The sequence below is a fragment of the Alistipes indistinctus YIT 12060 genome, assembly GCF_025144995.1.
GTDB lineage: Bacteria > Bacteroidota > Bacteroidia > Bacteroidales > Rikenellaceae > Alistipes_A > Alistipes_A indistinctus.
The window spans coordinates 577,358-599,856 of sequence record NZ_CP102250.1 but is presented as its reverse complement, the minus strand read 5'-3'; the positions used below and the strand labels follow the sequence as shown (position 1 = coordinate 599,856).

The 22,499-nt window shown below is 55.2% G+C and carries 19 protein-coding genes; 9 read left to right on the top strand and 10 right to left on the bottom strand.

Features of this window, described 5'->3' with window-relative positions; translation table 11 throughout:
- The first annotated feature begins 59 nt into the window (after positions 1–59).
- The 6 genes from prfA to xseB all read left to right on the top strand — a co-directional run bounded on the left by prfA (position 60) and on the right by xseB (position 7,860).
- Positions 60–1,148 carry a peptide chain release factor 1 gene (gene prfA, locus NQ495_RS02810; RefSeq protein WP_009134483.1) on the top strand — a complete coding sequence of 363 codons (1,089 nt, stop codon included), beginning with the start codon at positions 60–62 and terminating at the stop codon, positions 1,146–1,148.
- Between the two features lie 267 nt (positions 1,149–1,415).
- On the top strand, positions 1,416–2,240 hold the full coding sequence (gene pyrF / locus NQ495_RS02805; RefSeq protein ID WP_009134484.1) for an orotidine-5'-phosphate decarboxylase: 825 nt from the start codon (positions 1,416–1,418) through the stop codon (positions 2,238–2,240).
- Between the two features lie 188 nt (positions 2,241–2,428).
- A complete protein-coding gene (gene aspA / locus NQ495_RS02800; protein WP_009134485.1) occupies positions 2,429–3,862 on the top strand; it encodes an aspartate ammonia-lyase in 1,434 nt (477 codons plus the stop codon).
- Positions 3,863–4,058: 196 nt separating this feature from the next.
- On the top strand, positions 4,059–6,245 hold the full coding sequence (locus NQ495_RS02795; RefSeq protein ID WP_009134487.1) for a RelA/SpoT family protein: 2,187 nt from the start codon (positions 4,059–4,061) through the stop codon (positions 6,243–6,245).
- Positions 6,246–6,247: 2 nt separating this feature from the next.
- The gene (gene xseA, locus NQ495_RS02790) at positions 6,248–7,663 is read left to right on the top strand and encodes an exodeoxyribonuclease VII large subunit (protein WP_050808007.1); all 1,416 of its coding nucleotides are present in this window, start codon (positions 6,248–6,250) and stop codon (positions 7,661–7,663) included.
- Positions 7,664–7,665: 2 nt separating this feature from the next.
- Positions 7,666–7,860: an exodeoxyribonuclease VII small subunit gene (gene xseB / locus NQ495_RS02785; protein ID WP_009134489.1), complete on the top strand. Its 195-nt coding sequence runs from the start codon at positions 7,666–7,668 to the stop codon at positions 7,858–7,860.
- Positions 7,861–8,075: 215 nt separating this feature from the next.
- Here the strand turns inward: xseB and secA are convergent, their stop codons facing one another.
- From secA to NQ495_RS02750, 7 genes are all read right to left on the bottom strand, one after another.
- Entirely contained in the window at positions 8,076–11,366 is a 3,291-nt protein-coding gene (gene secA, locus NQ495_RS02780; RefSeq protein WP_009134490.1) for a preprotein translocase subunit SecA, read from the bottom strand.
- A 67-nt stretch (positions 11,367–11,433) separates the two neighbouring features.
- Complete coding sequence (locus NQ495_RS02775) at positions 11,434–12,729, bottom strand: DUF2851 family protein (protein ID WP_009134491.1); 1,296 nt, start codon at positions 12,727–12,729, stop codon at positions 11,434–11,436.
- A 75-nt stretch (positions 12,730–12,804) separates the two neighbouring features.
- A complete protein-coding gene (locus NQ495_RS02770; RefSeq protein WP_009134492.1) occupies positions 12,805–13,128 on the bottom strand; it encodes a metal-sulfur cluster assembly factor in 324 nt (107 codons plus the stop codon).
- 5 nt (positions 13,129–13,133) lie between these two features.
- Complete coding sequence (locus NQ495_RS02765; RefSeq protein ID WP_009134493.1) at positions 13,134–13,556, bottom strand: SufE family protein; 423 nt, start codon at positions 13,554–13,556, stop codon at positions 13,134–13,136.
- Between the two features lie 61 nt (positions 13,557–13,617).
- The gene (locus NQ495_RS02760) at positions 13,618–15,255 is read right to left on the bottom strand and encodes an alkaline phosphatase family protein (RefSeq protein WP_009134494.1); all 1,638 of its coding nucleotides are present in this window, start codon (positions 15,253–15,255) and stop codon (positions 13,618–13,620) included.
- A gap of 117 nt (positions 15,256–15,372) precedes the next feature.
- The gene (locus tag NQ495_RS02755; RefSeq protein ID WP_009134495.1) at positions 15,373–15,882 is read right to left on the bottom strand and encodes a hypothetical protein; all 510 of its coding nucleotides are present in this window, start codon (positions 15,880–15,882) and stop codon (positions 15,373–15,375) included.
- A 4-nt stretch (positions 15,883–15,886) separates the two neighbouring features.
- Entirely contained in the window at positions 15,887–16,855 is a 969-nt protein-coding gene (locus tag NQ495_RS02750; protein ID WP_040294561.1) for a GSCFA domain-containing protein, read from the bottom strand.
- A 90-nt stretch (positions 16,856–16,945) separates the two neighbouring features.
- Between NQ495_RS02750 and ispE the strand changes: the two genes are divergently transcribed.
- The 3 genes from ispE (at position 16,946) to NQ495_RS02735 (ending at position 19,796) form a co-directional block, all read left to right on the top strand.
- The gene (gene ispE / locus NQ495_RS02745) at positions 16,946–17,767 is read left to right on the top strand and encodes a 4-(cytidine 5'-diphospho)-2-C-methyl-D-erythritol kinase (RefSeq protein ID WP_009134497.1); all 822 of its coding nucleotides are present in this window, start codon (positions 16,946–16,948) and stop codon (positions 17,765–17,767) included.
- A gap of 131 nt (positions 17,768–17,898) precedes the next feature.
- On the top strand, positions 17,899–19,446 hold the full coding sequence (locus tag NQ495_RS02740; protein ID WP_009134498.1) for an acyl-CoA carboxylase subunit beta: 1,548 nt from the start codon (positions 17,899–17,901) through the stop codon (positions 19,444–19,446).
- A gap of 35 nt (positions 19,447–19,481) precedes the next feature.
- A complete protein-coding gene (locus tag NQ495_RS02735) occupies positions 19,482–19,796 on the top strand; it encodes a biotin/lipoyl-containing protein (RefSeq protein ID WP_009134499.1) in 315 nt (104 codons plus the stop codon).
- Between the two features lie 194 nt (positions 19,797–19,990).
- Here the strand turns inward: NQ495_RS02735 and NQ495_RS02730 are convergent, their stop codons facing one another.
- The 3 genes from NQ495_RS02730 to NQ495_RS02720 all read right to left on the bottom strand — a co-directional run bounded on the left by NQ495_RS02730 (position 19,991) and on the right by NQ495_RS02720 (position 22,453).
- Positions 19,991–20,737 (bottom strand): shikimate dehydrogenase family protein, encoded by a 747-nt coding sequence (locus NQ495_RS02730; RefSeq protein WP_009134500.1) that lies wholly within the window; start codon positions 20,735–20,737, stop codon positions 19,991–19,993.
- Positions 20,734–21,345, bottom strand: coding sequence for a YqaA family protein (locus NQ495_RS02725; protein WP_009134501.1), 612 nt, complete (start codon positions 21,343–21,345; stop codon positions 20,734–20,736). Before NQ495_RS02725 ends, NQ495_RS02730 begins: the two co-directional genes overlap by 4 nt.
- 73 nt (positions 21,346–21,418) lie before the next feature.
- On the bottom strand, positions 21,419–22,453 hold the full coding sequence (locus NQ495_RS02720) for a tRNA(5-methylaminomethyl-2-thiouridine)-methyltransferase (protein WP_009134502.1): 1,035 nt from the start codon (positions 22,451–22,453) through the stop codon (positions 21,419–21,421).
- Positions 22,454–22,499: the final 46 nt, after the last annotated feature.

The window sequence follows — 22,499 nt, the reverse complement described above, 5'->3', positions numbered from 1 at the left end:
AAGATACGAAAAAACAAAAAAATGTTTACCTTTGTATCCTTAAAAACAGGAGATGCCGTATGCCGGATAATTCGATCCTTTCACGCCTCGATGGCTTGAAAATCAAATATGAAGAGATCGGTCAGCAGATGACCGATCCGGAAGTAATCGCCGACGTCAGGAAATTCATCGCGCTGAACAAGGAGTACAAAGAGCTCGAACCGATCGTCCACACCAGCGAAAAATACCGCACCGCGCTCAATAACCTTGCAGGTGCCAAAGAGATTCTGGCAACCGAAAAGGATGAGGAATTGCGTGAAATGGCCCGTATGGAGGTATCCGAACTGGAGCCTGCCGTAGCGCAAATGGAGGAACAGATCAAACTGTTACTGATTCCGGCCGATCCGCAGGACAGCAAGAACGCGATCGTCGAGATTCGCGGCGGAACGGGCGGCGACGAGGCGGCGATCTTTGCCGGCGACCTGTTGCGCATGTATACCAAATTCGTTGAAAAGAGAGGGTGGAAGTATGAGATCAACAGCGCCAGCGAAGGCAGCTCGGGCGGCTTCAAGGAGGTCGTGATGAAGGTGACCGGAGACGGCGTGTACGGCGTGTTGAAGTACGAGTCGGGCGTGCACCGCGTACAGCGCGTGCCGCAGACCGAGACGCAGGGACGCGTCCATACGTCGGCCGCATCGGTGGCCGTACTGCCCGAAGCAGAGGAGTTCGATCTGGAGATCAATATGAACGATGTGCGCAAGGATATTTTTTGTGCGTCGGGTCCCGGCGGCCAGTCTGTCAATACAACCTATTCGGCCATCCGCCTGACCCATATCCCGACCGGTATCGTCGTGCAGTGCCAGGACCAGAAATCGCAGCTCAAGAACTTCGACAAGGCTTTCGAGGAGTTGCGTACCCGTATTTACAACCTCGAGTACCAGAAATACCTCGACGAGATCGCTTCGAAACGCAAGACGATGGTCTCTACCGGCGACCGCAGTGCGAAGATCCGCACCTACAACTACCCGCAGGGCCGTGTGACCGACCACCGCATCAACCTGACGCTTTACAACCTCGCGGCGGTGATGGACGGCGATATTCAGGAGATCATCGACAAGTTGCAGGTAGCCGAAAACGCCGAGCGTCTGCGTGCCAGCGAGGAGAATTAGGTTGCAGGAAAAAACGTTGCTAGACACGGAAAGTTGTCTGTAAACAAACGTGACTTGTCCGGTCCGGAAACAGCGCTTGTTTCGCAGTTGCAAAGATTGCGGCAAGTCGCATTGGTGGTAGGGCCGCTTCCGCCGGAGACGTAACCGTAACCTAGGAAGGCCCGGGCGAAGGTATTTATCGGCCGCGAATCTAATCCTGCCGGGAAGCAGGTTGACCGCCGGCACACCGGACGCCATGGAGAGAGGAATAATTCAATTACAAGAGATATGAACGCCGAACAGCTTTTCGCCCGGATCGAGGCTAAACGCAGTTTTCTTTGCGTGGGGCTCGATACCGATATGAACAAGATTCCGCGCCATTTGTGGGCCGGGGACGATCCCGTCTTCGCCTTTAACAGGGCTATCGTGGATGCTACCGCACCCTATGCGGTGTGTTACAAGCCCAATCTGGCTTTCTACGAGGACAACGGGGAGAAGGGTTGGGTCAGTTTCCGCCGGACGGTGGAGTACATCCGGGAACGGTATCCCGATATCTTCATTATTGCCGATGCGAAACGGGGGGATATCGGCAACACGTCGAAAATGTATGCCCGGGCCTTTTTCTCCGGGAATCTGGTCGATGCGGTGACGCTTTCGCCCTACATGGGTTACGATACGGTCGAACCGTTCCTGCAGTTCGACGGCAAATGGGCCGTTATCCTTGCGTTAACCTCTAATCCGAGTGCGGCCGATTTCGAAATGCAGCGGCTCGAAGAGGGGGGCTTCCTTTATGAGAAGGTGATCGACACGTCGAAAGAGTGGGGGACGGCCGATAACATCATGTATGTGGTCGGGGCGACGCAGGCCCGGATGCTGAAGGGTATCCGCGAGCTTGTGCCGGACCATTTCCTGCTGGTGCCGGGTGTCGGCGCGCAGGGGGGGAGTCTCGAAGAGGTCGCCCGGTTCGGTATGAACCGCCAGTGCGGGCTGTTGGTCAACTCGTCGCGCGGGATCATCTATGCCGACAACACCGAACGTTTCGCCAATGCGGCGGCGGAAAAAGCTGCCGAACTCGCCTCGCAGATGTCGGAATTGCTGACGAAATACCTGTGAACCGTTCGTTGTCGTTCGGTTTGACACTATTTTGTTTATAATCCGGAATCTTAATCCCTGATCCGGCGATAATCTTTAGTCCGGAGGCTGAAATATTGTTGAAAATTATTACTTTTTTACGCGGAATTGCTTAATTTCGCGTAAATTTTTATTTAGTCGAACCCTAAATTCTATACTCTCCTAAAATTATGGATATTACGAAACGTCAGCTTTCGGGTAAGACCCGTACGGAACATGACTTGCTGGGCAACAAAGAGGTGCCGGTAGAGTATTATTTCGGCGTACAGACGATGCGCGCGTTGGAGAACTTCAACATCAGCCGCGTGCGGCTTCACTTTTTCCCGGAGCTGATCAAGGCTCTGGCGATGGTCAAGGAGGCCGCTGCCTGTGCGAACCGTGATCTGGGATTGATCGACGGCCATGTGGCACAGGCGATCATCGAAGCGTGCGAAGAGGTGCGTCAAGGCAAATTCGACGAGCATTTCGTCGTGGACATGGTGCAGGGCGGAGCCGGCACCTCGACCAACATGAATGCGAACGAAGTGATTGCGAACCGTGCGCTCGAGATCCTCGGACATCAGCGGGGCGAGTACAAATACTGCCATCCGAACAACGACGTGAACATGTCGCAGTCGACCAACGATGCCTATCCGACGGCGGTGAAAATTGCGCTGATCAACAGCATTACGAAACTTCAGGCTTCGTTGAAATGGCTCGTCGAGGCTTTCCACGCCAAGGGGGCCGAATTTGCGCACGTAATCAAGATGGGCCGTACTCAGTTGCAGGATGCCGTGCCGATGACCCTCGGTCAGGAATTTGAAGCTTATGCTGCGAATCTAGCCGAGGAGGTCGAACGGCTCGAACAGAACTACAAGTTGTTCCTCGAGGTGAACATGGGTGCGACGGCGATCGGTACCGGTATCAATGCCGATCCCGATTACTCGCCGCTTTGCATCAAATACCTGCGTGAAATCACCGGACTGCCTGTCGTGGCGGCTACCAACATGATCGAAGCGACCAACGATACTGGAGCGTTTGTAATGAACTCGTCGGCGCTGAAACGGCTGGCGGTCAAGCTGTCGAAAATCTGCAACGACCTGCGTCTGCTCTCGTCGGGACCGCGTACCGGGCTGAATGAGATCAACCTGCCGCCGATGCAGCCCGGTTCGTCGATCATGCCGGGCAAAGTAAATCCGGTGATTCCCGAAGTGGTGAACCAGGTAGCGTTCAAAGTGATCGGCAACGACCTGACCGTAACGATCGCCGCCGAGGCCGGACAGCTCGAGCTGAACGTGATGGAGCCGATCATCGTGCACAGCCTTTTCGAGAGCATCGACCTGCTGAGCAACGGCATGAACACGCTGCGCGACCGTTGTGTGGCCGGTATTACGGCTAACGAAGAGGTCTGCCGCCGGTTGGTTTACAACAGCATCGGACTGGTAACGGCACTCAACCCTTATCTGGGTTATGAGACTTCGACCGAGCTGGCCAAAACCGCGCTCGAAACCGGTAAGGGCATTTATGACCTCGTACTGGAAAAGAAACTGATGAGCAAAGAGGAGCTCGATAATGTGCTCTCTCCCGAAAATATGATCAAGCCGCGTAAGTTTCATCGCAAATAATTGCGGCGGAATAAATGCGTCGCTTTCTGACGGATAGGTCCGGGAATGCCGAAGAGGGGCGTTCCCGGGCTTTTTTTTGCATGATTCTTGGGCCGCACGCGAATCCGGAGCTGTTCCGGATACGAATGGAGCGGAAAATACCCGGCATTCTTAAATTTTTTTACTATATTTAAGGCGAGATAAATCCCGAAAACATATGGAAGCCGAAATGTTGGAAGTGCAGTCGCTGCCCCCGTATGTAGAACCCTTCCTGCAGCTTTCGCAGGAGTATTTTAGTGAGGCCAGCCACCAGTTGGTAAAGGCCGCATTGCGTGTGGCCGTCGAAAAACTCGACGGCATGACCCGCTACGACGGGACTCCTTTGGTCTTACACTCGGTGGGTACCGCGACGATCGTGATGTGCGAGATCGGGTTGGGACGTAATTCGGTGATCTCAACCCTGCTGCACGATGTCGTCCGGTTGGAATTGATGGACCTGAACCGTATCGGGCGTCATTACGGCGAACAATGTATCGGTATTCTGAAAGGGTTGTGCAACATTTCGGACGTCGATACCAAAGCCGCCGAAGATCAGGTGGATAATTTCCGCGAGCTGATCGTCTCCTATTCGTCCGATCCGCGGGTGATCCTCATCAAGCTTGCCGACCGGCTCGAGGTGATGCGGTCGCTGGACATGTTCCCGGAAGAAAAACGGCAGAAGAAATCGTGGGAGAGTCTGAACCTGTATGCGCAGATCGCTCACAAACTGGGGCTTTACAGCATTAAATCGGAACTGGAGGATATTTCGCTCAAATACCTCGAATCGGAGGATTACAATTATATCCGGCGTCGCCTGGAAGATACGGCGGCCGAACGCGAAGTGTTCATCAAGGGATTCGTCAGACCCATCGAGGAGAAGATGCGGCAGCAGAAATTTAAGTACCACCTCAAGAGCCGCACCAAGTCGATCTATTCGATCTGGCGTAAGATGAAGCGGATGCACATCGGTTTCGACGAAGTGTACGACCTTTTTGCGATCCGGATCGTGATCGATTGCCCGCGTGAGCAGGAGAAAGCTTTTTGCTGGGCGGTCTACTCGATCGTGACCGATTTTTATACACCCAATCCAGACCGTATGCGCGACTGGATTTCGATTCCCAAATCGAACGGCTACGAATCGCTGCACACGACGGTCGTGACCCCCGAGGGCCGTTGGGTCGAGATACAGATCCGCACCGAACGCATGGACGAGGTGGCCGAACGTGGAGTGGCGGCTCATTGGCGCTACAAAGGGGTGAAGGGCGACGGCATGGGAACCGAAGAGTGGTTCAGCAGGATCCGCGAACTGATCGAGGCTACCGAGAACCAGCCCCGCGCGGATAAATTCAACGTTAAGCTTTCGTCGGGTGAAATTTTTGTCTTTACGCCCAACGGTGATCTGCGCAAGCTCAATGAAGGGGCTACCGTGCTCGATTTTGCTTTCGACATCCACTCCAACCTCGGTGCGAGCTGTACCGGCGGCAAGGTTAACCACCGCAACGTATCGTTCAAAGAGCAACTCAAAAACGGCGATATCGTCGAAATCCTTACATCCAAATCGCAGAAACCGAAAGCCGACTGGCTCAATATCGTCACGACGAGCAAGGCGCGCAACAAAATCAAGGCTTACCTGCGCGAAGAGCAGGCGAAGGCCGCAAGCCTCGGCCGCGAAGAGTTGGAGCGCAAGCTCAAGAACTGGAAATTGCCCGTCACCATAGACGATGCGGTGACGATGCTCTGCAAATACTACAAGCTCAAAACGGGCACCGAACTGTACGGCCAGATCGCGCAGCAGAAGATTGTGATCGGCGACATCAAGGAGATCCTGACGCGCCTGCTCAGCAACGACCTGCCGGAAGAGGAGCGCCCGGTTAAGACCTCAGTGTCCGCGAAACCGCTGGGCGGCGCCGACGATGCATTGGTAATCGACGAGTCGTTGAGCAATATCGAATATAAGCTGGCCAAATGCTGCAACCCGATCTACGGCGACGAAGTTTTCGGTTTTACTACGATCAACAGCGGCATTACGATCCATCGTCACGATTGTCCCAACGCGTTGCGTCTCCGGGAGAAATACCCCTACCGCATCCTGCCGGCCCGCTGGCAGAAAGAGGTAGTGCCGGGTTCGTTCCGGGCGACCGTTCGCGTGCAGGCCGACGATGTTCCCGGTCTGGTCAACAAGATCGCCGAGGTAATCAATCGCGACCTGAAGATCAATATCCGTTCGATGAGCCTCAATTCGGCCGGGGGGATTCTCTCAGGGCTGATCAATATCGAGGTGACCAGTACGCAGGTGGTCGATACGGTCGTTTACAAGCTGATGAAACTCAAAGGCGTTCAGAAGGTTTACCGGGTGAATAACTGACGATGCCGCAGATGGACCCCATATCGCTCAGCAGGTTGCAGTCGATGATCAAGACGGGCATCGACCAGGCGCATCCGTTGCCTTATTGGGTGGCGGCCGAGATCAGCGAACTGAAAGTGAACTATTCGGGGCATTGTTATCTCGAGCTGGTCGAGAAGGGTGGTGCGAATCACATCCCGAAGGCCAAGGCGAACGCCGTCATCTGGCGCAATACTTATGCGATGCTGGAACCTTATTTCCGTCAGTTGACGGGGCAAGTGCTCGCGGCCGGATTGCAGGTGTTGGTGAAAGTGGTGGTATCGTATCACGAGTTGTACGGCCTTTCGTTGCAAATTACCGACATTGATCCGGCCTATACGCTCGGGGACATGGAGCGGCAGCGGCAGGAGACCGTTGCACGGTTGCAGGCCGACGGCGTATTCGAAATGAACCGTGAATTGGAGTTGCCCGTGGTGATTCAGCGTTTGGCGGTCGTTTCGTCCCGCAATGCCGCCGGTTATCAGGATTTCTGTAACGAACTTTCCGACAGTCCTTACCGGTTTGAAGTTACGCTTTTCGATGCCTTTATGCAGGGTGCCGGCGCTGAAGATTCGATCATCGAGGCTTTGGGTGCGGTTGCCGACCGTGCCGACGATTTCGATGCAGTGGTAGTAATCCGCGGCGGCGGTTCGCAGAGCGACTTGGGCTGTTTCGACAGCTATCGCCTGTGCAGCCATATCGCTCAGTTTCCGTTGCCGGTCATAGCCGGCATCGGGCACGATAAGGATCAGAGCGTGGCCGATCTCGTAGCGGCGGTATCCGTGAAAACCCCTACGGCCGTGGCCGTGTACCTCAAGGAGGAGGCGGGGGCCTTCGACGGCTGGTTGGAGGAGCGGCTGGACGAACTTTCCGGCGCGGCGCTGACACTGCTCGATAACAGCCGGCAGCAGTTACGCCAGGCGGCCGTGACGTTGAAAATGGGATCCTCCGACCGGATGCATGATCAGCAACTGCAGTTGGGGCGATTGCACGGTGACTTGATACGGCTGACCGGACAGGTCGTTTACCGTGGCTTGGCGGATTTGCGCAACCTGGACGTTCGGCTTTCACAGGCGTCGCGTTACAACCTGGCTGCCTGTACGCAGAATCTCGATGCGATGCAAGGTGTTTTGGCTTTGCGCAGTACGGAGCTGCTGCAAACGCAGCGGCAGCAATTGGCGTGGCTCGGCGACCGGGTAGCTGCGCGCGATCCCCGGCGTATGTTGGAGATGGGTTTTGCGATGGTGCGGTCCGGCGGACGGCATATCACCTCTGTCGGGGATGTGCAACCGGGTGTCGAGATTACCGTATTGTGGCGGGATGGTTCGGCCGATGCCGAAATCAAACGGCTGCATCCGACAGGGAAGAGTTCCCGAAAGGAAAACGATAAATTGAAATAGTCATGGAGAAAAAACAACCGACTTATACCCAGGCGATCGGGGAAATCGAACAGATTCTCGAAAAGTTCAACGATTCGCAGATGAATGTCGATGAACTGGGGGCACAGGTAAAGCGGGCCTCGGAGCTGATCAAGCTCTGCCGCGAGAAGTTGCGCAAAGCCGAAGCTGAAGTCGCCGAAGCGTTAAAAGAGGAATAGGGACGATATCCCGTTTCCCGTTATGCCAACACTTTAGTTGCGGTTCATAGCATGTAGTGGATACATGCAAATACGAACATCGATCATGCGACTTTCTCTTAAATGTTGTTTTTAGGATGTAATAGCGCTTGGTTCCAAGCATCCGTAAAAAAGCGGAGAAACCCGGGTTTCTCCGCTTTTTCGTATCGTATTCTTAATGGTTATTTCCCGGAAAGTTATTCGTTCTGGCCGTGGCAATGTTTGTATTTCTTACCGCTTCCGCAAGGGCAGGGATCGTTGCGGCCCACTTTCTTCTCGACATGGATCGGGGCGGGCTTGCTTTTATCCCCCTGTCCGGCTGCGGCCGCAGCTTCCATCCGGGAAGTCTGCATACGCGACATGTCGGTTTTGGGAGGAGCGACCGGTTGTTGCGGCGCTGCCGCTTCCGGGTTCTCGCGTACCGGGATGAATGCCTTGAACAGCGTCGAAAGGATTTCTCGGTTTACCTTCTCGAGCATTTTGCTGAAGAGGTTGAATGATTCGAATTTATAGATCAACAGCGGGTCTTTCTGCTCGTAAGTGGCATTTTGTACGCTCTGGCGCAATTCGTCCATCTCGCGCAGGTGCTCTTTCCAGTTCTCGTCGATGGTGGTCAGCACGACGATCGTGCTGAAGCTCTTGAACACCTCTTTGCACTGTGAATCGTAGGCCTTTTTCAGGTTTACCGGTACGTTGTAACCCCGGAAACCGTCTGACACGGGAATGTAGATATTCTCGTATTTATCGCCCTGCTCTTCGTAAACACGCTTGATAACGGGATATGCCGTCGCAGCTACCGAACCGATGCGGCGCATGTAAGCATCCTGGAAGTCTTTGACCACCATGCCGGTCAGCATCTCCTTGCTGGCGGACTTGTAGGTCGCTTCGTCGAACGAAGGCTGCACGGCCACTTGGCGGATCATGTTGAACTTGAAATCCTCGAAATCGTCTTCGCTGTACGTGTCGACGAAGGATTGCGCGTAGTCCATCATGATGTTGTTCAGGTCGACCTCGATCCGTTCTCCGTAGAGCGCATGGCGGCGCTGGGTGTAGATCACCTCGCGCTGTGCGTTCATCACGTCGTCGTATTCGAGCAGGCGTTTACGGATACCGAAGTTGTTCTCTTCGACTTTGCGTTGGGCCCGTTCGATCGCCCTCGACATCATACCGGCCTGGATCACGTCTCCCTCTTTGAGGCCCATACGGTCCATCAGCTTGGCGATACGCTCCGAGCCGAACAGGCGCATCAGGTTATCCTCGAGCGATACGAAGAAGAGCGAGGAGCCCGGGTCGCCCTGACGCCCGGCACGGCCGCGCAACTGGCGGTCCACACGGCGCGATTCGTGGCGCTCGGTACCGATGATCGCCAAACCTCCGGCGGCTTTCACCTCCGGCGTCAGCTTGATGTCGGTACCGCGGCCCGCCATGTTGGTGGCGATGGTCACCTGGCCGGTCTGGCCCGCCTCGGCGACGATCTGTGCCTCGAGTTGGTGTTGTTTCGCGTTCAGGACGTTGTGTTTGATGCCGCGCAGTTTCAACATGCGGCTCAACAATTCCGAAATCTCGACCGAGGTGGTACCGACCAGCACCGGACGGCCCTGCTTGACCAGTTCATCGATCTGTTCGATCACCGCCGCATATTTCTCGCGTTTGGTGCGGTAAATCAGGTCGTCCTTGTCGTCGCGGATGATCGGACGGTTGGTCGGGATGACTACGACGTCCAGTTTGTAAATGTTCCAGAACTCACTCGCTTCGGTTTCGGCCGTACCGGTCATACCGCCGAGCTTGTGGTACATGCGGAAGTAGTTCTGCAGCGTAACGGTCGCGAATGTTTGCGTGGCAGCTTCGACTTTGACGCGTTCTTTGGCTTCGATGGCCTGGTGCAGGCCGTCCGAATAGCGGCGTCCTTCTAGAATACGGCCTGTCTGCTCGTCGACGATCTTCACCTTGTTGTCCATCACCACATATTCGATATCTTTTTCGAACATGCTGTACGCCTTGAGCAACTGGTTGACCGTGTGTACGCGCTCCGACTTGATCGCATAGTCGTTCAGCACCGCGTCTTTCTTCATCGCTTTTTGGTCGCCCGGGATATTCTCTTTTTCGATATCGGCCAGGATACTGCCCATGTCCGGCAGAACGAAGAAACCCTCTTCGCCGACGCTCTTCGAGAGCGCCTCGTGTCCTTTGTCCTGCAGCTCTACCGAGTTCAGTTTTTCGTCGATCACGAAGAAGAGATCGTCGACGATTTCCGGCATGCGGCGGTTGTTGTCCTGCATGTAGATGTTCTCGGTCTTGAGCATCATCGCTTTGATCCCCGGTTCGCTGAGGTACTTGATCAGCGGCTTGTATTTGGGAAGTCCCTTGTGGGCGCGGTAAAGCAGGATGCTGCCTTCGTCGGTTTTGCCCTCCGAGATCAGCTTCTTCGCATCGGCGAGCAGTTGCGTGACGAGGTTGCGCTGCAGGTTGAAGAGGTTTTCGACCGCACCGCGGTACTGTTCGAACATCTGGTCCTCGCCTTTGGGGACGGGGCCGGAGATGATCAACGGTGTCCGGGCGTCGTCGATCAGCACCGAGTCGACCTCATCGACGATGGCGAAGTGGTGCTTGCGCTGTACGAGGTCTTCAGGCGAGATCGACATGTTGTCGCGCAGGTAGTCGAAACCGTATTCGTTGTTCGTGCCGAAGGTGATATCGGCCATATAGGCTTTGCGCCTTGCGGCCGAGTTGGGCTGGTGCCGGTCGATACAGTCGACCGACAGGCCGTGGAATTGATACAACGGACCCATCCATTCCGAGTCACGTCGGGCGAGGTAGTCGTTGACCGTTACCATGTGGACACCCTTCTTGGCCAGTGCGTTCAGGAATACGGGAAGCGTTGCCACGAGGGTTTTACCCTCGCCGGTTGCCATTTCGGCAATTTTACCTTTGTGCAGGACCACTCCGCCGAACAACTGGCAGTCGTAGTGGATCATATCCCACGTGATCGTGTTGCCGCCGGCCACCCAGCTGTTGCTGTAAATGGCTTTGTCTCCGTCGATACGGACGAAGTCCTTTTCGGCAGCCAGGTTGCGGTCGAAATCTGTCGCGGTCACTACGATCTCGCTGTTCTGTGCAAAACGGCGGCCCGTATCTTTCATGATAGCGAACGCTTCGGGCAGGATTTCGTCGAGTTTTTCCTCGATTTTGCGGTCGATCTCCTCGGTCAGATGGTCTATCTGGCGCGATATATTCTCTTTGTCGTCGAGCGACGTGTCTACGTTCTCCAGTTGAGCTTTCAATTCGACGATCTGTGCTTCATCGCCGGCTATGTGCTGGGCGATGGCGGCTTGCAGCGCAGCGCTGCGCGCACGCAGCTCGTCATTGGTAAGTTGCTCTATGAGCGGATAAACCGCCTTGATCTTTTCTACATAAGGCTCGATTTCCTTGCGGTCCTTCTCGCTTTTTGTTCCGAAGAACAATTTCAGCATACCGGTAACTATACCCATAATTTTTGTTGCAAATCTGTTCGTAATTAAATCTTAGCTATCGAAATTAATTCGCTAAAGATACGATTTATTCTTGAGAACAGAGTAACATTTTGCCGATATTGCATGTGGCGCACCGTTTTTTCTCGCAATATTCTTTCGAAAGCTGGATCAGCGCCTGTGAAAAGAAAGCGTTGTCGGGACGGATACCCCGTTCGGACCAGGGGACCGTATAGGTGTTCTTTTCTGGGGCGATTTGTTCGAGGATTTCCACGGCCCGTTCCTGCATCGCATCGTCCGCATGGTCTTTGCCGTAAGCGAACATCATCGGTACGACCAGGTTGATCGTGAGGACGTCGAGGATCATCTGGCCGAACCGTTTCACGCATCGGCTGCTGCGCACGCTCGGCAGCGAGTGCGTCGCCCAGTATTCGGACGCTTCGGCACTCAGGATGCGTTGGATTTCGGTTACGTCGGTGCAGTTGATCAGGTTCGAGAAAAGGAACTCTTTGCGGGCGAGCAACCCGGCCAGTTCGACGATCCGCAGCACGGGATGGCTGAAACTCCGGGTTTTCGATATCTCCCATTCGCCGTAACGCATCGGGACGATGCCGAAACGTCGGGCGAGGTGGTCGAATTCCTGCTGCAGCCGGAGAGTGTAGTCGTCCGGGAACCGTCCGTTTCGCTCGGTATCGAGCATTCCGGCCCCGCCCAGCAGCAGCGCTTCGACCGAAAGGATAGACTCTTTGACGTGGCACAGGTCGCGGTAACGCACGGTACGGGCCAGCTTTATGTAGGCTTCGCGGTTGCGGCTCGCACCGACCGATTTGAAGAGCGTGATATAGAACGCCTCGTTCCAGTCGTTTCCCGCTTCGGTGTAGAGCCGGAGGAAGTCGTTGTATTTGCGTTCGAGCCGTTCGATTGTCAGCCGTGTGAGCGTGTTGTAAAGGCTTACCTGCGGCATTCGTTTCAGTTCGCGGCAGCAGAGCGAACGGCCTTCGCCCTCGGTCAGGTTGCGGAAGGTGTTGTTGAGCGATTCGGGATATTCGAGAATGAGTGCCGGAATGACCGATCCGTCCACGCGGCATACTACGGCATCGTTCTCCAGCACCAGGTGCAGGATGCATTCGTCGTAGGCCATGTCGATGTGGTGCAGGTGCCTGCGCCAGAGCGATGCCTGGGCATGTACGGCGATCGGTCCGCTGTAAACGGTTCCGTCGATTTCGATCTGGGCGTCGGTGATGTCCGTTCCCGCCACGGGGTTGATGTTGCCGTGGCTGATGACGCGCAACGGACGTCCGTCGCAGGTCGCCAGCTCCCGGTTCGTATAGAGCCGACGCGTCCAAATGAGTTTGAGAAACTCTTCGGTGGGTGATGTGGGCATATCCTGTCGCTTTAGTTTCCGTTCTTTTCGGGAGACTACAGGACAAAGATATGCAAAAAATCGTCGCGATTATACTTAAAGAAGTCCCAATTCGAGCAGGCTCTCTTCCGAAATCATGCTCTTGTCCCAGGGCGGTTCGAAGGTCAGGATTACGTTTACGGAAGTGATGCCTTTGATTTTCGCCACATTGTCGTGTACCTCTTCGAGCAATTGGTCGGCCATCGGGCAGTTCGGGGCCGTCAGCGTCATGCGGATGTTGGCCACGCCGTCCGGTTCGACGTCGATTTCATAGACCAGTCCCAGGTCGTAGATGTTGACCGGGATCTCCGGGTCGTAAATGTTTTTGAGCGTCAGGACTATTTCCTGTTCTATGCGGGTAATCTCCTCGGGTGTTGTCATGGTGGTTACGGCTTTTTGTTCTGGAACGCCAGCGCGTAGAGCTTCATCTGCTTGATCATCGCGAGCAGGCCGTTAGCCCGGGTGGGCGAGAGGTTCTCCCTCAGTCCGATCCGGTCGATGAAATAGAGGTCGGCTCCGAGGATCTCCTCGGGCGTGCGGCCGCTGAGCACCCGGATCAGCAAAGCGATAATTCCCTTGGTGATGATTGCGTCGCTGTCGGCGGTGAAGCAGACTTGGCCGTCGTGCATTTCGGCATCGACCCAAACCCTCGACTGGCAACCTTTGATGACGTATTGTTCCGTCCGGTGCTTTTCGTCGATGGGCGGCAGTTCCTTGCTCAGTTCGATCAGGTAGTCGTATTTGTCGAGCCATTCGTCGAAAACCGAAAATTCTTCGACGATCTGGTCCTGTACTTCGTTCAGTGTCATTTCAGTCGTAAATCTGTCTGTCTGTCTGTCTGTCTGTCTGTCTGTCGATTCGTCCTTCCGGTTATTGCTGCGGCACCACTTCCGGCAATACGCTCCCCGTCGATGCGTTCGGTACCGTGATCTGCATAATCCGGGCCAGAGTGGGGGTCACGCCCGTCATCGTCACGTTACGGCCGATCCGTTGTGCGGGAATGTTTGCGCCGAAGAACATCAGCGGTACATGCGTATCGTAATCGTACAACGAGCCGCTGAGGGAAACTTTCGCAGTGTCTTCCTCGATCCAGCCCGGCATCAGGTTGATTACGATATCTCCCGAACGTTTCGGGTAGAAACTGTTCTGTATTTTTTCGCCGAAACCTCCGCCGAAATAACCGTTCTGCATGCTCGTGGAGCTCAGGGCTCCGTTCACGCCGCGGAACTGCAGCGCGAAAGTGGCGGCGCGGGTCTGCACCTCGGCTAGGTTGAAACCGTACGAATAGATGATCGAACGGTTCAGGTAGAGTTGGCGGTCGTGGTAATCGATCACCCAGTTGCCAGGCTCGAATTGGGCGCTCAGGAATCCGTTCATGATCATTTTGAACTGTTCGGCGTTGAAGCGTCCCATCGGCACGCGGCTGTCTTCTTTGTACGTGTCGCTCGTGCCGTGGTCCGACGTGAGGACTACCACCACCTCGCCCGGCTTGAATTGCGCCAGCAGGTAGTCGGTGAGAATGCCCAGTTCCGTGTCGAGTTTGTAGTACATGTCTTCGAGTTCGATCGAGCGGGGGCCGAAATGTTCGCCGATCAGTCGCGGCGTGTCGTACACGATTGTCAGTAGGTCGGTATGGTCGTCTTTGCCCAACTCTTCCCCTACGATCGCCTCGCGTGCGAATTGCGTGGTCAGCGAGTTACCGAAAGGCGTATAGAGTAGCGCTGCGGCATCGAATTTATCGTCGTCCTTCTTGAAAATCGAACCGACTTTTCTGAAAAAAGGTTTCGAGAAGAAACCGGTCTTCGCCGGTGTGAAATCGATCACTGAGTGCTCGCTGTTCTTGTAGCCTTCTAACGTTTTGCTCGGTTCCCAGCTGCGCTCCATGAACGGGGCGAAGAGGTTCTGTTTGTTGTAGGCCGTCACCCAGGTCGGCAGTTGCTTGAAGTAATAGGTGCTCGAGATCCAATGGCCCCGGCCCGCATCCATCCAGAATACGTCGGCCGTATGGCCGCCGCTGACGATGGCCGAGACCGGCGTGGCGGCGATCGAGACTACTTTGGATTTGGCATCGCTCTCTTTGAGCCGGTCGCCGAGCGTGGCGGCGGTCAGGTTCAGCGGCGAATAGCAACCCACCCCGGCATCGCAGTCCAGTCCGGTAACGGACGGATCGGCGATCAGGTTCACCGGATTGTTCGTCGTAAAATCGATCCAGTCTTCGGCTACGATGCCATGTCCGTCCGGGTTGGTGCCGGTCGACAGCGTGGCCAGTCCGGCGGCCGTGTTGGTCTGCATGTAATTGTAATGCGCGTCGGTGAAATAGGCGCCCTGATCCATGAACCGGCGGAAGCCGTCGGCCGAGAAGTTGTCCTGGAAACGGTCCATATAGTCTGCCCGCATCTGGCTGATGACGATATTGACCACGAGTTTGGGCTTGGCACCTGTCTGGGCGGAAGCGCTTCCGGCGCACAATGCGCCGAGCAGCAGGACGGTTAAGGCTTTGGGTTTCATGCGGTATGTCGGCTATGGTAGTGTGTTTGCATTCCGATCCCGTTGCGGACGGTTTTTACAATGTGCAAAGGTAGCAAAAGTATTGTAAAAGCGGTCGACCACGGTTGAATAATCGGGCTAGAAACGGTAGTCCCGTCCATCTTCATCCCACTCGGCGGACGCTCCAGCCGCCGGGAGGTCCGGATACCGGTCTGCTTGTGCAGAGTCCGTGCGTTCGTCGTTTTCTTCGTCGAATACGATGTCCCGGGGCAGCTTGCGATTTGAACCGGGAGCGTCCGCGTTTTCGGAGGGGGATGCCTCCTGCGGATGCTTACGGACATAGCGCCTGATTTTCCACAGCATATAGCTTTTGCGCAGGCCGTATCCGTATACCAGCCAGAGCGGAATCAGTGCTAATATGAAGATGGCCATTGAATAGATGCTCAGCAGATAAACCAGTAACTGTACGGTGGCGACGGCCAGTGTCAGCCCCAGGGCAGAAAGCACAGCGCCCATTTTATAACCGGTCTTGAACGGCAGCCGGCATTCGCGGCAGCGGAAAATACCTTCGATACCGACGGCCCAGTATAACGGGACTTTTACGTCGGCCCCGCAGCGCGGACAGGTGATATGACCTCTTGTTTTCATAGGATCAGAAGTGTGCGGAACAGTTCAGCTCTTCGCTGAAATCGAGTTCGGGGTAGGTTTCGGACAAGGCCTGGATTTCTCCCCGCAGGCGTTGCCGGAAAACCTTGTGGGCATCGCTGCCGGGATGGATCGGACGGTGTGCGAGCGCTTGTTGCAACGCTTCGATCCGGCGCATGGTTCCGGTTGCCGCGGGGGCGATCGCCCATTCGCAGAATCGTTCCCAGATGTAATCGGCAGCCGTTTCGGACGGATGGGTCATATCCCGGTCGTAAAAGCGATAGTCCCGCAAATCGTCCATCATGATTTCGTAAGCCGGAAAATAACGGCAGTTGGCAAACCGCTCCCGCAGGGTATGTGCCGCCACGATCAGCGTTGCTTTGCTCAGCTGGTTTTCGGCGAGTCCGTCCCGCAGGTGGCGTACCGGACTGACGGTGAAAATAACCTCTTTATCCTCGAGGTAGGTGCTCAACGGTTTTTCCCACAGCCTTACGATCTCCTCCGGGGTGAGGCGTCGTCTGCGGAATACGCTCTCCGGCAGTTTGTGGCAATTCGCCGCGATCATGCCGGTGGCTGTATGTTCGTATACCCAGGCTGTTCCCCATGTAACGATCAGGTAATTTGAGCGTTCCAGTGATTCATGCCCTTGCTGGGTCGCGGTTTCGATCGCTTGCAGCAGGTTCTCCGCCTCGTCTGCCGAGAACGATCCGTGATGTTGGAGGCTGATCCAGCGACCGTTGTGCCGGATCAGGTCGCGTTTGGAGAAAGACCTGGATACTTTGAGGTTGTCGAGCATGCCCGCGATCGAGGCCGGGTTGAAAAGGAGGCCGTACGGGTTGAGCGTGACAGGCATTTTGCATGCGAGCATCTTTTGTCCGATCCGTTCGGCGAAGCATGAACCGCACACCAATCCCGGGGTGTCGTAACCGATCTTGAAACGGGAAGGCTTTATATGTAGCGGTGTGCGGAATTCCATTGTGCAAGGATGCGGCCGGGTTGTCCGGCCGTAACGGTACAAAGATATAAATTCATTTTTATTTGTTATTTTTACCTGAAATTTAGCGCTATGATTTTCTTTCCCGGTTGTAAGATCAATATCGGCCTGCATGTTGTCAGCAAGCGTGCGGACGGGTATCATGACCTCGAAACACTGATGTTTCCGGTGCGGGGGCTGTGTGATGCGGTGGAGATCATTCGCAGCCGCACGACCGGCGTGGAGTTCACTTCGTCGGGGTTGCCCGTCGGCGGTCCCGTACAAAAAAATCTGTGTGTCCGGGCCTATGAGCAGGTGCGGCGTGCCTATCCGATCAGCGGAGTAAAGATCCATTTGCACAAGCGGGTGCCGATGGGGGCCGGCCTGGGCGGGGGATCGGCCGATGCCGCCTGTGTCATCAGGGGGCTTTCACAGCTGTTCGGTCTCCGGCTGAGCATCTCCACGATGGAAGCTTTGGCGGCGGAGATCGGCAGCGATACCTCTTTTTTTATTGCGGATCGTCCAGCCATTGCCACAGGACGCGGCGAGGTGCTGACTCCGTACGGTTTGTCACTGCAGGGTTACCGGTTGGTAATCGTCAAGCCCGATATGGGGGTCAGCACGGCGGAGGCTTATGCTCGGGTCACTCCGCATAAACCCGAAATTTCATTGACCGAAAAGCTGGCTTTGCCTGTGGAACGGTGGCGCGGGGAGATCGTGAACGATTTCGAAGAGTCGGTTTTTTCGCAATATCCCCAAATCGGGCAGATCAAACGGCAGCTTTATGATTTGGGGGCGCTTTATGCATCGATGTCCGGTTCGGGATCGGCCGTTTACGGGATTTTCCCACGGCGGCATGAGATTCCGACCGGGGTGTTTGAAAAGATGTTTGTCTATCAGGAAGATATGCGCTAAAGGAGGCGTTTTCGGCCATTAAAAAGCGTATTTCGGAAATATTTTTTCTAATTTTGCAGTTTGAACGGTTGCCAAAACCGTTCTGCGAACCTTGAATGAAGAAACCACAGTACTAACTAAAAATTTATTTTATGTCAGTAGAGGATAATAAAGTTCTCGAACTCCAGCAGCGGAAAGAACGCATCCGCTTCGGAGGCGGAACCAAGGCCATCGAAAAGCAGAAAGCGATGGGTAAGTTGACGGCCCGTGAGCGCATCATCGCGCTGGTGGACGCCGACTCGTTCCATGAGTACGACATGTTCGTCGAGCACGATGGCCGTGATTTCGGCATGCAGGACAAATCACTTCCCGGCGACGGCGTGATTATCGGTACCGGAACCATTCTGGGTTCTCCGGTTGCCATCTTTGCACAGGACTTTACCGTAGCCGGCGGTTCGCTCGGCTTTATGCACGCCCGTAAAATCACCAAGATCATGGATTATGCGCTGAACATGCGCATTCCGCTGATCGGCATCAACGACTCGGGTGGAGCTCGTATCCAGGAAGGCGTCAACGCATTGGCCGGGTACGGTGAGATTTTCTTCCGTAATACCCTGTCGAGCGGCGTGATTCCGCAGATTTCGGTGATCCTCGGCCCGTGTGCCGGCGGTGCCGTTTATTCCCCCGCCTTGACCGACTTCGTCTTCGTAGTCGAGAACATTTCCAAAATGTTTATCACCGGTCCCGAAGTCATTAAGACCGTTCTCGGCGAAGAGATTTCGATGGAGGAACTCGGCGGAGCGAAAGTACATAGCGAGATGACCGGTAACGCCCACTTCTATGCGACCAGCGAGGACGAGTGCTTCGTTCAGATCCGCAAGTTGATCTCGATGATTCCGGCCAACAACACGACCAAAGCGGAAAAGATCGCTCCGGCCCGGCCGCTGCCCGAATACGACATTACCAAAATCGTCCCGGCCGATCCCACCGTACCTTACGACGTACGCGACGTGATCAAGGCGTTGGTCGATGAAAGCGAGTTCCTCGAAGTGATGGAGCTCTTCGCTGCCAATATCGTGGTCGGTTTCGGTCGTGTAAACGGCGAAACGGTCGGTTTTATCGCCAACCAACCGTTGGTGATGGCTGGTGTGCTCGACTGCGACTCTTCGGACAAGGCCGCCCGCTTCATCCGTTTCTGCGATGCGTTCAATATTCCGATCGTGACCCTCGAAGACCTGCCGGGCTACCTGCCGGGCGTGGATCAGGAGCATGCCGGTGTGATCCGTCACGGCGCCAAGATGCTGTACGCTTACAGCGAGGCGACCGTTCCGTCGATTACCGTCGTGTTACGTAAGGCTTACGGCGGTGGTTACATCGCGATGGGTTCGCGCCACCTGCGTGCCGACTTCGTGTTTGCATGGCCCAACGCCGAAATCGCGGTAATGGGTCCCGAAGGCGCTGCCAATATCATTTTCCGTAAGGATATCATGGAGGCCGAGAATCCTGCCGAAATGCGCAAACTGAAGATCCAGGAGTACAAGGAAAAGTTTGCCAATCCGTATGTCGCAGCCGCGAAAGGTTATATCGATTCAGTGATCGCTCCGGCCGAGACCCGCATGTTCATTGAGCATGCGCTGAAAGTCGCCGCGCACAAGAGCCGCTCGCAGCCTAATAAAAAGCACGGTAATCCTCCGTTCTAGACCGGGTATCAGCGAGTGACTATAATCTGAAAATTATGGCAGAAAAACAGTACGACATATTAGAGACGATGCACGGATGCTTTCAGACGACGTTTTCGAAGAAGCATCTGGCACGTAAGCCGTGGGAGCCTGAAAATCCGAATCACATCAAATCGAATATCCCGGGAACGATCGTGGAGGTTTGTGTGAAAGAGGGGCAGCAGGTGAAAGCCGGTGACATCCTGATTGTCTTCAAGGCAATGAAGATGAACAACAACATCCGCGCCGCCAAAGACGGCAAGGTGCTCAAAATCGATGTGAAGGAAGGCGATAACGTGCCGAATCACACCGTAATGATCGAAATGGAGTAACCCTCGCGGTTATTCAGTATAGGGATTCGGCCGGACTCTTAGAGCCCGGCCGAATTTTTATGGCTTTGCGCCGTCTTGTACTGCCTGCTTGTTTTGTGTAGGCAGTTTATTAAAGCCTGTGTCGCTTGGATTTTTGTGCCTTTCCCGGTTACTGCCTATCCTGTTCGATCGTTTCCGGAATCGCAGCAGAAGTATTACAGCTGGGCTGGGTCGTTCCAGATTTCCCAGGCTTTTTCAGCCTGGCCGACCAGCATTTCGTAACCGTTGCAGATGGCGGCTCCCTGCGCTTTACCGCGCCGCAGGAATTCTGTCAGGGGTGGGTTGTAAACCAGGTCGAACAGGAAATGGGCGGGTGTGATCGTCTCGTAAGGCAATGCGGGACATCCTGCTACCTTCGGGAAGGTGCCCAGCGGCGTTGCATTGACGATCAGCGGATGGCTGTGCATGACTTCTGCCGTCAATTCCCTGTAACAAAGCCTGCCGGGCCCGCCGCTGCGCGAGACCGTCGTATAAGCAATGCCCAACTCGCGGAGCACATAGCCCACCGCCTTAGAGGCTCCGCCAGTTCCCAGGATCAGCGCATCGGGCCGCATCGGGCCGATTAATCCGAGCAGAGATTTCCGGAAACCGTAGGCATCCGTATTGTGTCCGTAAAGCCCTTGCGGGGTGATTTTGACACAGTTTACCGCCCCGATTTCGCGGGCCTCGGCACTGAGTGCGGTGAGGGAGGGGATTACCTCCTGTTTATAGGGGATCGTTACGTTGAATCCGAGCAGTCCGGGGTGGTTTTCCAGCATGGCCGGAAGCTCGCGGATGGATTCCAGCGGGAAGTTGCGGTATTCGTATCCGGACAGGTTTTCCCGTTGGAATTTTTCCGTGAAATATCGCGCTGAAAAGGAGTGGCCCAGCGGGAAGCCGATCAGTCCGTAAAGTCGGTTCATTGGATTAGGTATTTGACAGCCACGAAGCTGCCGATGAGCAGTACGGTGAAAGCGATCGCCAGAATATTGAAATATTTGTCGATGAACACTTTGATCGGTGCGCCGTAGCGCCAGATCAGCCATGCGAACAGGAAAAACCGGAGTCCGCGGCTGACCACCGATGCCAGGACGAACATCGGAAGATTCAGTGAAAACACTCCTGCGGTGATGGTAATCAGCTTATAAGGGATCGGTGTGAAACCGGCGGTGAAGACCACCCAGAAGTTGTATTGGTTGTAAACCTCGCTGATTTTGTCGTATTCGGTATGGGTGAAGCCGGGGATAATACGAAAAAAGAAATCCGCTACTGCCGTGAACTCCCCCGAAGGGGTAAGCCACAGGAAATGGCCGATGGCGTAACCGGCCAGTGCACCCAACACCGAACCCGCCGTGCAGATCAGTGCATACCGGAATGCTTTGGTTGTGCATCCGAGGCACAGTGCGATCAACAGTACGTCGGGCGGAATCGGGAAAAAACTCGATTCGGCGAAGGCCAATATAAAAAGAGCGGTTGCACCCCAACGGCTGTCGGCCCAGCTCAGGATCCAGTGGTAGAGTCGTTTCAGCATGCTCGTGCGGTTTGAGAACGCAAGTTTACCAAAAAAACGGCAGATTTCAGGTGCGTCCGGCGTTAAATTTAGATCAGGGCCGGTAATCTTCCAGAATACCTCCCCCCAATACCAGTTCGTTTTGGTAGAAAACTACCGGTTGCCCTTTGGCCGGAGCCCAGGCCGCATCCGTCAATTCGACGTGCAGCCGTTCGTGCCCGTCGGGCCGGATCGAGGCGAATCCTTCCGGGTTGCGGCCGATGCCGCGGATTTTCACCCGTATGTCCGGCGAATCGAACAGCCGGTGCGGGTCGGGCAAATGGCTCTCCCGAACGATCAGCGTCCGGTGGAGCAATTCGGAGTCGTTGCCGACGATTACCCGGTTGCGCCGAACGTCGATCGCTACGACGGCAACGTTTGGGAGCGATGTCTCCAGTCCGCGTTTTTGCCCGATCGTGTAGTAAGCGTATCCCCCGTGGCATCCTACCACGTGTCCCTCTCTGTCCACGATCTCGCCCGGTTCGAGTTGCGGGAGTTTTTCGCTAAGGAGCTGTCGGTAGCTGCGACCTTCCAGAAAACAGACGCCCATGCTTTCCCGTTGCAGGCCGCCATTGCAGTAACGGGTTTTGACCTCGCTCTTGAAACGGTCGCCCATCGGAGTCAGGGCCATACTCAGGCAAGCTTGCGGCACCCCCCACAAATAGTAGGACTGGTCTTTCGCCGGATCGGCTGCCATGCGGACGAAGCGGGTGTTCCCTTCCCGATGGATGCGGAAATAGTGTCCGGTTGCGATATGGTCATATCCGCAAGCTGTTGCCGTCCTGAACAGGGACTCCCATTTGATCAGCGGATTGCAGCGAGTGCAGGGGGCCGGGGTTTCGCCCCGGCGGTAACCGTCGATAAAATAGTCGATGATTTCGCTCCGGAAACGCTCGCGTACGTCCGAGCAATGCCATGGGAGTCCCAGTTTCCGGGCGGTCTCCCGTGCCCGTTGCAATAATTCCGGATCCCCGGTGGTGTCGAGCGTGTCGAGATGCACGTCGTATCCCTCTTCCCGCAAAATAGCAGCAGCGGCGGTACTGTCTATACCGCCGCTGAATCCCAGAAGGACGCTTTTGCTTTTTGCCATTGTATCCTTTTGTCTTTTCCGTCCTCTTTATCGCTCTTTGGTCTCA